10 protein-coding genes and 1 riboswitch are annotated in these 12,246 nt (G+C 61.8%); of the genes, 7 read left to right on the top strand and 3 right to left on the bottom strand.

What is annotated here, in order from left to right; genetic code table 11:
- The first annotated feature begins 153 nt into the window (after positions 1 to 153).
- On the top strand, positions 154 to 1,161 hold the full coding sequence (locus LVY71_RS20220; RefSeq protein WP_235101701.1) for an Hsp33 family molecular chaperone: 1,008 nt from the start codon (positions 154 to 156) through the stop codon (positions 1,159 to 1,161).
- On the opposite strand, the gene apaG is transcribed toward LVY71_RS20220, so the two are convergent.
- Positions 1,158 to 1,550 (bottom strand): Co2+/Mg2+ efflux facilitator ApaG/CorD, encoded by a 393-nt coding sequence (gene apaG, locus LVY71_RS20225; RefSeq protein WP_235101702.1) that lies wholly within the window; start codon positions 1,548 to 1,550, stop codon positions 1,158 to 1,160. The two genes, LVY71_RS20220 and apaG, sit on opposite strands and share 4 nt — an antisense overlap.
- 248 nt (positions 1,551 to 1,798) lie before the next feature.
- Between apaG and LVY71_RS20230 the strand changes: the two genes are divergently transcribed.
- From LVY71_RS20230 to LVY71_RS20240, 3 genes are read left to right on the top strand one after another with little or no spacing between them, the layout of a single operon-like run.
- Positions 1,799 to 3,031 carry an OpgC domain-containing protein gene (locus tag LVY71_RS20230; RefSeq protein WP_235101703.1) on the top strand — a complete coding sequence of 411 codons (1,233 nt, stop codon included), beginning with the start codon at positions 1,799 to 1,801 and terminating at the stop codon, positions 3,029 to 3,031.
- Entirely contained in the window at positions 3,028 to 3,798 is a 771-nt protein-coding gene (locus LVY71_RS20235; protein ID WP_235101704.1) for an SGNH/GDSL hydrolase family protein, read from the top strand. Before LVY71_RS20230 ends, LVY71_RS20235 begins: the two co-directional genes overlap by 4 nt.
- A gap of 32 nt (positions 3,799 to 3,830) precedes the next feature.
- Entirely contained in the window at positions 3,831 to 4,727 is an 897-nt protein-coding gene (locus LVY71_RS20240) for an SGNH/GDSL hydrolase family protein (protein ID WP_235101705.1), read from the top strand.
- Positions 4,728 to 4,856: 129 nt separating this feature from the next.
- On the opposite strand, the gene LVY71_RS20245 is transcribed toward LVY71_RS20240, so the two are convergent.
- Complete coding sequence (locus LVY71_RS20245) at positions 4,857 to 6,074, bottom strand: O-succinylhomoserine sulfhydrylase (protein WP_235101707.1); 1,218 nt, start codon at positions 6,072 to 6,074, stop codon at positions 4,857 to 4,859.
- Between the two features lie 70 nt (positions 6,075 to 6,144).
- Positions 6,145 to 6,224: riboswitch (SAM riboswitch) on the bottom strand.
- A gap of 98 nt (positions 6,225 to 6,322) precedes the next feature.
- On the opposite strand from LVY71_RS20245, the gene LVY71_RS20250 reads away from it, so the two are divergent.
- The 3 genes from LVY71_RS20250 (at position 6,323) to LVY71_RS20260 (ending at position 10,937) form a co-directional block, all read left to right on the top strand.
- A complete protein-coding gene (locus tag LVY71_RS20250; RefSeq protein ID WP_235101709.1) occupies positions 6,323 to 7,429 on the top strand; it encodes a 2'-deoxycytidine 5'-triphosphate deaminase in 1,107 nt (368 codons plus the stop codon).
- Positions 7,430 to 7,585: 156 nt separating this feature from the next.
- Positions 7,586 to 9,376 carry an acyl-CoA dehydrogenase family protein gene (locus LVY71_RS20255; protein WP_235101711.1) on the top strand — a complete coding sequence of 597 codons (1,791 nt, stop codon included), beginning with the start codon at positions 7,586 to 7,588 and terminating at the stop codon, positions 9,374 to 9,376.
- A gap of 127 nt (positions 9,377 to 9,503) precedes the next feature.
- The gene (locus LVY71_RS20260; protein WP_235101713.1) at positions 9,504 to 10,937 is read left to right on the top strand and encodes an MATE family efflux transporter; all 1,434 of its coding nucleotides are present in this window, start codon (positions 9,504 to 9,506) and stop codon (positions 10,935 to 10,937) included.
- 9 nt (positions 10,938 to 10,946) lie between these two features.
- Here the strand turns inward: LVY71_RS20260 and LVY71_RS20265 are convergent, their stop codons facing one another.
- The gene (locus tag LVY71_RS20265) at positions 10,947 to 12,158 is read right to left on the bottom strand and encodes an EAL domain-containing response regulator (RefSeq protein WP_235101714.1); all 1,212 of its coding nucleotides are present in this window, start codon (positions 12,156 to 12,158) and stop codon (positions 10,947 to 10,949) included.
- Between the last annotated feature and the right edge of the window lie 88 nt (positions 12,159 to 12,246).

A 12,246-nucleotide genomic window follows, 5' to 3' on the forward strand; every position in this document is an offset into this window, starting at 1 on the left:
TCCCGACCCGGTCCTTTTCTGCCGGATCAAACGGCCTATATTGGGCTGGCGCTGCCATAGACCCACCATTGCCCTGCGGATGACAATCAGGCCGGAAGCGGTTTGAGCATTTCGCCGTTCAATTCACGTCCTTTCGATCCGAGATGCTCTGACATGACGCTTGAAAGCCAAATTCGCGCCCCGTCCGCAACGCCGGTGGACGATGCCGTGCTGCCCTTCGAGGTCAGTGCGCTCGACGTGCGCGGCCGACTGACGAAGATGGGCCCCGCGCTCGACGAGATTCTGACCAAGCACGATTATCCCGCCCCCGTCGGCAAGCTGCTCGGCGAAGCCATTGTGCTGACGACGTTGCTCGGCTCGACGCTGAAATTCGATGGCCGCTTCATCCTGCAAACCCAGACCGACGGGCCGGTGTCGCTGATCGTGGTCGATTTCCACGCGCCGGACCGGTTGCGCGCCTACGCGCGTTTCGATGCAAGCCGGCTTGAGGCGGGGCAGGACTCCGCGGCATTGCTCGGTCTCGGGCATCTCGCCATGACCATCGATCAGGGCGCCGACATGAGCCGCTATCAGGGCCTCGTCGCGCTGGAGGGGGGCAATCTGGAAGACGCCGCGCATGAATACTTCCTGCGCTCCGAGCAAATCCCGACGCGGGTGCGGCTGGCGGTTGGCGAGGAATTTCGCGGCGGCGGCGGTGGTCCCAAGCATCGGTGGCGCGGCGGCGGCATGCTGATGCAGTTTTTGCCCAAGGCGCCGGAGCGCGCGCGTCAGCCCGATCTGCATCCCGGCGATGCGCCGGAAGGCGCTGTTGTGCACGAGATTCCGGACGACGACGCCTGGGCCGAAAGCCGCGCGCTGTTCGGCACCATCGAGGATGTCGAATTGATCGATCCGGATCTGTCCGGCGAGAGGCTGCTGTTCCGGCTGTTTCACGAGCGAGGCGTGCGGGTGTTTTCGACGCAGGTGATGCATGCGCGGTGTTCGTGTTCGCGCGACGCGGTGGCGGGGATGCTCGCAAGTTTCGATCCGAAAGATCGCGCCGAGATGGTCGAGAACGGCAAGGTGGTCGTGACCTGCGAGTTCTGTAGCTCGGTTTATGAGTTCACGCCGGATGAAGCGGGCGTCGTTCCGGCGACCGAACAAGGAGCGTCTGATAATTAATTCAGCGTTCGCTTGGAGTCGGGACTGTCGAGCGAGAAGGCGGGGATGTCGATGTCGAACGGCTCGCCGTCCTCCGTCTCCATCTGATAGCTGCCCGACATGAATCCGGATGGTGTCTGAAGCGGCACGCCGCTGGTGTATTCAAACCGCTCGCCGGGCTCCAGCACGGGCTGTTCTCCGACTACGCCTTCGCCGTGTACCTCCTGGCTCCGGCCGGTTCCATCGGTGATGATCCAGTGCCTGGTTTTAAGCTGGACGGTTTCGGTTCCGGCATTGACGATAGCAATCGTGTAGGCCCAGAAAAACCGACCGTCTTCCGGAGAGGAACGCTCCGGGAGGAAATTCGGTTCGACGATGACTTCTATCTGGCGAGTTACGGCGCGATACATGGGGTCCGTCCAGTTCGAGTCGGATGATAACAGACCTTTCCGTCAGCTAGGCACTGTTATCGGGGTTTCGAGTGGCCCGTCCAGGTCATCTACGACGCGGCATACGCACCGGAACGACCATCGTTCCATACCGTTTTATCGGTTATCCGGCGCGGCTGTCTCCTGGAATGCCGTTCATTTGCCGGTCGCCGCGATCTTCCCTAAAACGAGTGGGTATATTCGCCAGTTTCGAACTGGCCGGGAATGAAATGACGTTGGTAACGACTGAAATGACCGATCAGGTGACCGCGGCCGCGGCGGCCGCCAAGGCGGTCGCGCTTCCCGTTGCCGCGGGCGAGCGTGAATTGCGTCTTGATTTGTTTCGCGGCATGGCACTCTGGCTGATCTTCGTCGATCATCTGCCGCCGAACATCCTGACCTGGTTCACTATCCGCAACTACGGTTTCAGCGACGCGACCGAGATTTTCATTTTCATCTCCGGCTACACGGCCGCGTTTGTCTATGGCCGCGCGATGCTGGATCGCGGTTTCGTGGTTGCGAGCGCGCGCATCTTCAAGCGTGTCTGGCAGATCTATGTGGCGCACGTTTTCCTGTTCACGATCTATCTGGCGGAAATTTCCTATATCGCGACGCGGTTCGACAATCCGCTCTATGCCGAGGAAATGGGCATCCTTGATTTTCTCAAGCAGCCCGATGTCACGATCGTGCAGGCGCTGCTCTTGAAATTCCGGCCCGTCAACATGGACGTGCTGCCGCTCTACATCGTGCTGATGATCTTTCTGCCGGGGATCATCTGGCTGATGCAGCGCAAGGCCGATATCGCGCTGGGGCTGTCAGTCCTGCTCTACGCGCTGACATGGGAATTCGACTGGTACCTGCCGGCCTATCCAAACGGGTTCTGGGCTTTCAATCCATTCGCCTGGCAGTTGCTGTTCGTGTTTGGAGCATGGTGCGCGCTCGGCGGCGCGAAGCGCATGACCCGCATTCTCGCTTCGCCCATTACGCTATGGCTTTGCATTGCCTATCTGGTGTTTGCGTTCGCTGTCACGCTGACCTGGCATGTGCCGCAGCTCAATGTGTTCATGCCACGCTGGCTGGAAAGCTGGATGTATCCGATCAACAAGACCGATCTCGATGTGCTTCGCTTCGCGCATTTTCTGGCGCTGGCGGCGATCACCGTTCGTGTTCTTCCGAAGGACTGGCCGGGTCTGAAATCGCCCTGGCTGCGTCCGGTGATCCGGTGCGGCCAGCACTCGCTCGAGATATTCTGTCTCGGCGTCTTCCTGGCGTTCGCAGGGCATTTCGTTCTGGCGGAAGTATCCGGCGGCGCATGGATGCATTTCTTCGTCAGCGTCGCGGGCATCGTTATTATGTCCGCCGCTGCATGGGTATTTTCATGGTACAAGACCGAAGTCGGCAAGGGTGACAAGCGCGCGAAAAGCGCCGACGCCGATGCCGACCTCGCCGGAGGCGGGTCATGAGAGTGTTGCTGGTTGCAGGGATAGTCGCGGGTGTGTTGATCGGCTCTTTCGCGCGTGCGGAGGACGGTCCCGGCTGCGCTGTGCCGGCTTATCTTCTGGCGACGGAGAACGCGCTTCCCAAGGTGGCCGAGGCGGTCAAGACAAAGAAGAAACTGGATATTCTCGTCATCGGCAGCGGCTCTTCCGCGCTTGCCGGTCCCGACGGCGCAAGCACTTCCTATCCGGCACGGCTTGAGACGGCGCTGCGGGAGACATTCCCCGGCGTGGCGGTCAGTGTAAGGACCGATCTGCGGAGCAAGAAAACCGCCGTCGAAGCGGCGGCGAACTTTGGTGACCTGGTCGAGAAACTGCCGGCTGACCGGAAGCCGGATCTGGTCATCTGGCAGACCGGCACCGTTGACGCCATCAAGTCCGTCGATCCTGACGATTTTCGCAGCGCGCTCGACGGTGGCGTGGGTGCATTGCAAAAGTCCGGCGCCGATGTGCTCTTGATGAATCTTCAATACAACCCACGTATGGAGACGATGCTTGCCGTCTCGCCCTACAATGACACGATCCGCGTCGTCGCTCAGGATCACCAGATTCCGATGTTCGACCGTTTCTCGATCATGCGGCACTGGAACGATGTCGGCGATTTCGACCTGTTCGGTTCGGCGCATGGATATGGAATGGCAAAGCGCGTTCACGATTGTATCGGCCGCTCACTTTCGGCGCTGATCGTCGAGGCGTCGCGTCTCAATCCAGCGGAGTTCAGGATTCAACGTTGATGCGTTTTGATTGTCGTTTTGCGGTTGCCGTCATGGCCGCGGCAACACTGTGCGGATGGCCGTCCGCGCGCCCCGCCGTCGCACAGGCCGTGCCCCCCGCTGCAGCGGCAAAATCCGACGTGCCTGCGCAAAAGGGGCTTGCCACCAAAGCCATTGAAGCCGCCAAGAGCGCGGCCAGTGCGGCGGGAGACATTCTCACCCGCGTGCCGTGCCTGCCCGCCAAGGGGATCAAGGATGTTCCAGGTTCGCTGCCGCGCGTCGCGCGGCGGATCGCGGCGGGCGAGCCGGTCACTATCGTCGCGTTTGGATCGTCGACCACGGTCGGCTACGGCACGTCGTCGCCGGCCTATACCTATCCGAACCGCCTCGCGGACCAGTTGCGCCGCAAGTTTCCGACCGCCGACATCAGCATCATCAATCGCGGCATGGGCGGGCAGGATGCACCCGAGATGATGAAGCGGTTCGACGCCGCCGTGCTCGCCGCCGATCCTGATCTCGTGATCTGGCAGCTCGGCACCAACACGGTGGTCAAGGGAAGCGTCAGCGATGTCGCAGCGACGGCTGCGCTGGTGGAGGACGGCATCGCGCGCCTTCAGGCCCGCGGCATCGACGTTGTGCTGATCGATCCGCAGTATGTGCCCGCCGTCGCCTCGAAGACCGAAAACGCCAGCAAGATGGTGAAGCTGATCGGTGAGGTCGCGAAGCTCAAGAACGTGGCGCTGTTCCCTCGCTTCGAAGTCATGCGGCAATGGCATGAGGACGAGAAAATGCCATTCGAGAAGTTTGTGATCGGTGACGGCCTGCATATGAACGACTGGGGCTATGCCTGTTTCGCCCAGTTGCTCGGCGACACCATCATCAAGTCGGTCGGTCAGGTAAAGGCAGGCGTCGACGTGCCGGGCAACGTCATGACCTACCGGCCGATGTGAGCGGCGATATCGTCATCCTGAGACGCGATCTCTTGCGAGCCTCGAAAGATGACGGAGTGGAAGGCGAGACGCCGTCGCTCTTCGAGGCCTTCGCTTCGCTCCGGCTCCTCAGGGTGAGGCAAGAAAACCTCACGCCTTCTCAAGCGCCGCCGTCAGATCCTCGATCAGATCGTCCTGATGCTCGAGCCCTGCCGAGAAGCGGATGAAGCCTTCACTGATGCCGAGTTCGGCGCGCGCCTCCGGCGTCAGGCGCTGATGCGTCGTGGTCGCCGGGTGCGTGACGATGCTCTTGGAATCGCCGAGGTTGTTGGAAATCCGCGCAAGCTTCAACGCATTCAGCGTGCGGAAGGCCGCGGCCTTGCCGCCCTTGATCTCAAAACCGATCAGCGTCGATCCGGCGCGCATCTGTTTCTTCACGATGGCGGCCTGCGGATGATCGGCGCGGCCCGGATAGATCAGCCGCGATATCTTGGGGTGCTTCGCGAGAACATCGGCGATCGCGCCGGCGGTTTCGGTCTGCGCCTTGACCCGAATGCTCAGTGTCTCAAGTCCTTTCAGCAGCACCCAGGCGTTGAACGGCGACATCGCGGGTCCGGTCTGGCGCAGGAACGTATGGATGTGTTCCTGAATGAAGGCTTCCGACGAGAGGATGATGCCGCCGAGACAGCGGCCCTGACCGTCGATGTGCTTGGTCGCCGAATAGACCACGACATCCGCGCCGAGCGCGAGCGGGCTCTGCCAGATCGGCGTCGCGAACACGTTGTCCACGATCAGGCGCGCGCCGCCGCGATGGGCGATCTCGGCCACGGCTGCGATGTCGACCACGTCGAGGGTCGGATTGGTCGGGCTTTCGAGGAAGCACGACTTGGTGTTTGGCCGCATCGCCTTCTGCCACTGGTCGAGGTCATGGCCATCAACCAGCGTGGATTCAATTCCGTAGCGCGGCAGCAGATCTTCCACGACATAACGGCACGAGCCGAACAGCGCCTTGGCCGCGACAACGTGATCACCGAATTTAAGCGGCGCGAGGATCGCGGTGGTGACAGCGGCCATGCCGGTGGCCGTGGCGCGGGCAGCTTCCGCGCCTTCGAGTTCGACCATCCGCTGTTCGAACATCGCGACCGTCGGATTGGAAAATCGTGAATAGAGAAAGCCGGGATCGGCGCCGGTAAAGCGGGCTTCGCATTGCTCGGCGGTGTCGTAGACAAACCCCTGCGTCAGGAACAGTGCTTCGGAGGTTTCGCCATATTGCGAGCGCAGCGTGCCGGAATGCACGAGGCGGGTTTCGGGGCGATAGTTGCGGGTGGAAGATGGCGGCTTGGCCGCAGGTGTTTTGATCTCGGACATGTGCACTCCATCGTGACCACCTCGCGATGGTCACAAAAAACCGGCCTGGAAAATATTTCCACAAGCCGGGATCACACTGTCCCCGGCCTGTTTAGCGAGTTATTTAACGTGGCTGCAAGCCGGCCGGCTCAAATGACCACGGGATAAGTGGTAGGCTTAATCCCGCATGGTCTTTCCGTCAAGCGCCCCATCGGATAACCGGTAAAATGCACATTTTGCTGGATTAGCCGGCGACCGAGGACACCCACGTGCCTTTCACTCTGCCCCCCGGCGCGACTGGAATTTTGCCCGACCGCATGATCGCGGCGATGGCCGACGCCGGCCTGATCCTTCCGGAATATCCTTTCGTCGAGAGCCAGATCCAGCCGGCCAGCCTCGATCTGCGTCTTGGCGAGGTGGCATTCCGGGTGCGCGCCAGTTTCCTGCCGGGACCGGACATCACGGTGGCGCAGCGTATCGACGAACTGAAGCTGCACGAGATCGATCTGTCCGATGGCGCAGTTCTGGAAACCAACTGCGTTTACATCGTGCCGCTGCTGGAAAGTCTCGCGCTGCCGCCTTCGATTCAGGCTGCGGCAAATCCGAAAAGCTCCACCGGGCGGCTCGACGTGTTTACCCGCGTAATCGCCGACGGCACACGCCGCTTCGATATGATCGCGCCTGGCTATCACGGCCCGCTCTATGCCGAGATCAGTCCCAAGACATTTCCTGTGCTGCTGCGTGAAGGATCGAGGCTGTCGCAGATCCGTTTCCGCACCGGACATCCGCTGCTCAATGCCGATGAACTGCAAGCGTTGCATGCGGCCGAGCGGCTGGTGGACAGCGACGAGGCCGATCTCGCCGGTGGCGTGGCGCTCAGCGTTGATCTCAGCGGCGAAGGCTCCGACGGATTTGTCGGCTATCGTGCCAAGCGTCATACCGGCGTGGTCGATGTCGATCGCCGTTCCGGATATACGGTCGGCGAGTTCTGGGAGCCGATCCGGGCGCGACCGGACCGCAGCCTGATCCTCGATCCCGGCGAGTTCTATATTCTGGCCTCAAAAGAAGCGGTGCAGGTGCCGCCGGACTTCGCAGCGGAGATGGTGCCGTTCGATCCGCTGGTGGGCGAATTCCGCGTTCACTATGCGGGCTTCTTCGATCCCGGCTTTGGCTATGCCGGCGCGGGCGGGCAGGGCTCGCGCGCAGTGCTGGAAGTGCGCTCGCGTGAAGTGCCGTTCATTCTCGAACACGGCCAGATTGTCGGACGTCTGGTTTATGAAAAGATGCTGTCGCGTCCCGCCGCGCTGTATGGTCAGAAGATTGCATCGAACTATCAGGGCCAGGGCCTCAAGCTGTCGAAGCACTTTCGTACCTGAGCACTTTCGCGCCAGGTTTTAGAGTTCATTTCGCTCTGCGGATTATATCTTCACGCGGCACTGGTCTCCCATGCCATCGGAGTCCTCGGGGCCGCTTGCCGTTGCGCACCAAATGCCGGATCATTCCTGAAAACAAGGACCGTTCGGGAGAACGCCATGACCGCTGCAGCGAAGCCTCTGGGCGCGCCTGCTTCCGCGCTGACATCTGAGTTCGGCCTGATCGCACCCGATACGTCGGGCATGAATTTCTATCGCGCCGATCCAATCCTCGCCGACCTGCTGCGCGTCCATCTTCCCGCTGCGCTGTTTCAACATATCGAGCCGCATCTCGATCGGCTCGGTGCGCTGGCCGGCGGTCATCTCGATGATTGCGCGCGTCTTGCCGACAGGCACGGGCCGGTACTGCATCAGCGGGATCGTTTCGGCAACGACCGGCAATGGATCGAATATCATCCCGCGTATCGCGAGCTTGAACGCGCGGCCTATGGTGAATTCGGAATCCACGCGATGTCGCATCGCAAGGGCATTCTCGGCTGGGCCGATACCTATCCGGCGGTAGCCAAGCATGCCTTCACGTTTCTGTTTAATCAGGCGGAGTTCGGGCTTGGTTGTCCGATCAACGTCACCGATGGCGCAGCACGGCTGTTGTCGCGTTTCGGCGACGAGACATTGAAGGCAAAATATCTGGATGGCCTGACGCAGACCGACATGGCGAAGCTCACACAGGGCGGGCAGTTCATGACGGAAAAAGAGGGCGGTTCCGATGTCGGCAAGCTGACTACCAGAGCCGTCCAGGAAGGCCATCACTGGCGGCTGCATGGCGAGAAATGGTTCTGCTCCAATGCGGATGCGGAAGTCGTGATGTTGCTGGCGCGGCCGGAGGGTGCGGTCGGTGGCACGCAGGGTGTGGGGTTGTTCCTGATGCCGCGGCGGCTCGACGATGGATCGCCCAATCACTATCGCATCGTGCGTCTCAAGGACAAACTCGGTACCCGTTCCATGGCGTCGGGCGAGATCAAACTGGAAGGCGCGATCGCCTACGCCGTGGGGCGGCTCGATCGCGGCTTTGTGCAGATGGCCGAGATGGTGAACTGGTCGCGGCTGTCCAACGGCGTCAAATCGGCGGCGCTGATGCGCCGTGCGCATCACGATGCGAACACGGTGGCGAGCAACCGCGTGGTGTTCGGCCGTCGCATCGTTGATATGCCGCTGGCGCGGCGGCAACTGATGAAGATCATGCTGGCGACCGAACAGGCGGTGTCGATGAGTTTCGTCACAGCGGACGCGCTGGATCGCGCCGAGGCCGGGAGTCAGGACGCGGCGGCGCTGCTGCGCGTGTTGACACCGACGCTGAAATATCGCGCAACGCGGGATGCGCGCAAGGTCTGCGGCGACGCGCTCGAGATGCGCGGCGGCATCGGTTATGTCGAGGAGTTTGCCACACCGAGACTGCTGCGCGACGCGCATCTCGGGTCGATCTGGGAAGGCACCGGCAACATCGTCGCGCTCGACACGTTGAAGCGCGCAGTCGGTCGCCACGGCGCGGAGGCCGCGCTGGGCGCCGACCTGCATGCACGGATCGATGATGTCGCGGGTGTTCCGCAACGCTGGCGCGATCGTCTTCACGGCCTGACCGACAAGGCCATCGGCTTTGCGCGCGATGTTGCGGCCAAATCCGAGAATGAGGCCGAGGCCCGCCGTGCCACCAGCGCGCTGTATCACGTCGCCAGCGCCGTCACCTTTGCGTGGGAAGGCAGCCGCATCCATGCCATGCGCGGTGATGCTCGCCGGCTGTTGTTGTCGCGACTTGTGGTCGATCATCGCCTCACGGCGCAAGATCCGTTTGCCGTTCTGTCGGACGGGCGTGGCGATGCGATTGCTGACCGGCTGCTGGGCGACCGGCCACTGACAATGACCGAAGCCGGGGATCTGCTGGCTTCTGCGTAAACCGCAGCTTTTTGGGCTGGATAGGCGCCATGCGCGGTACATGCCTTGTGGCGCGAAGGTTTGCTGTTATGGATTTTTAACGGGGCGGCGCGCTCTCACACAAGAGCATAGCCGCCCGGGGGAGCGAATGTCCGAACTCGGAGTTGCCGAAATTCCTGTGGTGCAGGCGGACCAGAAGCCGCCGCAGCCGCCGGCCAAAGATCCGATCAGGAATCCGCTGCTCGATGGTCCCATCCTGTCGACGCTGCTGAAACTGGCGGCGCCCAATGTCGTCGCGCTGACCGCAGGCACCTGCGTCGCCATTGCAGAGACATCGTATATCGGCCGCCTCGGCGTGGAGCCGCTGGCGGCGATGGCGCTGGTGTTTCCGCTTGTGATCCTGATGATGACCATGTCCGGTGGCGCGATGGGCGGGGGTGTCGCCTCGGCGATTGCGCGCGCATTGGGCGCCAACGACACTGCGCGCGCATCCACCTTGGCGCTCCACGCGCTGATGATCGGCCTGTGCTTCGGGCTGGTGTTCATGACCCTGATGCTGGTGTTCGGACCGTTCCTGCTGGCGACCCTCGGCGGACAGGGCCGCGTGCTGAGCGAGGCCATCGGCTATTCGCAGATATTCTTTGCCGGCGCGGTCATCCCCTGGATCATGAACACACTGGCAGCGCTGATCCGCGGCACCGGCAACATGCGGCTGCCATCGGCGATCATTCTCAATTCCGCGCTGTTTCAGGTTTTGCTCGGAGGCGTTCTCGGCCTGGGCTTCGGGCCGGTGCCGCAATTCGGCATGCGCGGCGTCGCTGCCGGCACGCTGATCGCGTTCTCGATCGGCGTCATCATCATGGGGTGGTATCTGCTGTCCGGCCGCAGCCGCGTGAAACTGAAGTTCAAAGGCTTCCGGTTTCAGCGCGCCATGTTCTACGACATCCTGAAGGTCGGGGCGGTGGCCTGCTTCTCGCCGCTACAAGTCGTCCTGACGGTGACGATCTTCACGCACTTGCTGGCGAATTTCGGCACCGAAGTGCTGGCGGGTTACGGTATTGGCGCGCGGCTCGAGTTCATGTTGACGTCGCTGGCGTTCGCCGTCGGTATTGCGTCGGTGCCGATGATCGGCATGGCGATCGGCGCCGGACGTATTGCGCGGGCGCGACGCATCGCATGGACTGCGGGAGGCGTCTCGTTCGCGATGGTCGGCGTATTCGGCGGCTTCTTCGCGGTCTTTCCGGATATCTGGGTCAATCTTTTTACCGACAACGCCGCTGTCCGCGCCGCGAGCCGGCAGTATCTTTCGACCGCCGCGCCCTTCTTTGCGTTTGTCGGCCTTTCGATCTCGCTCTACTTCTCCTCGCAGGGCGCCGCGAAAGTGCTGGGGCCTGTACTGGCGCAGACGGCGAGGCTGGCCTTCGTCGTGGTGGGCGGCTGGTGGCTGATGGCGCAAGGCGCCACCGGTACGCATTTCTTCTGGCTGGCGGCGGCCTCGATGATCTTGCTCGGCGGTCTTGCCGCCGCGGCGGTGCGCTTCACCAACTGGGGGCCGCGAGGCATACCAGCCGCTGCAGCGTGAGCGGGGCGGTCAAGCATGCGCCGTGACCGGGCGAGCCAGTGTGGCGCGGGCGAATTTTTTTGCGTTGGCCGGCTTTCCGAACAGATAGCCCTGCACAAGATCAAATCCCATTTCATGGGTGGCGACGAGATCCGATCGGGTTTCCACACCCTTGGCGACGGTGCGAACGCCATAATGGTCTGCAAGTTCGAGAATGCTGCGGCAAACCGTCTGCTGTAGCCGGTTGTCGGCGCAGCCGGTGATGTATTCCCGGTCGATCTTGATCTCGGTGAATGGAAAACTCGACAGTTCTGCAAATGACGGCCAGTCGGTGCCGACATCGTCGATCGAGATGGCGATGTTGTGGAATCGCATGCGCTTGGCGACGTCGATAGCGAGATCGAGATTCTGGATGATGTCGCTGCTCTTGATCTCGACGATCAACCCTCCGAAAGCCGGATGATCCGGAATCTGCCGGCACAGCCCTCTGACGGATGCGGGGTCCTTGAGAAAGCCGATCGGCAGATTGATGGAGATGTCGACGGGGCCATACTGGCCGACGAAATAGTGCCAGTCCTCAAGCGCGCGGCTGATCACGAACTCCGACAGTCCCTTGAATTGCGGATCCTTTTCGTCGGGAATAAAAGATGCGGGAGGCACCACGCCCCATGCCGGATGGCGCAGGCGGATCAGCGCTTCCGCACCGCGCGGCGCGAGCGTATGTGCATCGATCTTCTGCTGATACCACAGCTCGAGCCAGTCAGCTTTGAGCGCTTCCGCCACATCGACAGGAGGACTCGGCGGCGCCTTCGCCGGAAGCAGCATGGCGACGCTGGCGCGCAGGCCGTCCGCGCTGAACGGGGTGGCAAGCGGCGGCAGCATCTGGATTCCAAATTCCTCTCCAAGTTGCCGCACCGCGTTCACGATAATCGAATCCCGCGGGCCGATCAGCAGAACCTTGCCGTGGAACTGCCGCCTGACGAGAGTTTTCAGAATATGTCCCGTTTCGGTGCCATCACGCGGCATTCCGAGCACGACAAGATCCGGCAATTGCAGATCGAGCAGCATCGGAAGCTCGCCGGCTGTCGCGCATTCGCAGGCGATGAAGCCGAGTTCTTCGAGAGCTTCGTTCAGGAACGTACGGATATGCCGCTTTTCGTCAACGATACAGACGCGTGGTGCGACCTTGCGCTGACCGAACGTCGCGATCGTATCCAATTCCGCCGGTTTCAAGTTCTGCATGAATCATCTCCGTTTCCCCAGAGGCGAAAGTCTTAGCGTCAGGGCACGGCCGCAAATGTGGAATTGTTGAACCGTCCACTTGTAAGGT

Source organism: Bradyrhizobium sp. G127 (assembly GCF_021502575.1).
Taxonomy (GTDB): Bacteria; Pseudomonadota; Alphaproteobacteria; order Rhizobiales; family Xanthobacteraceae; genus Afipia.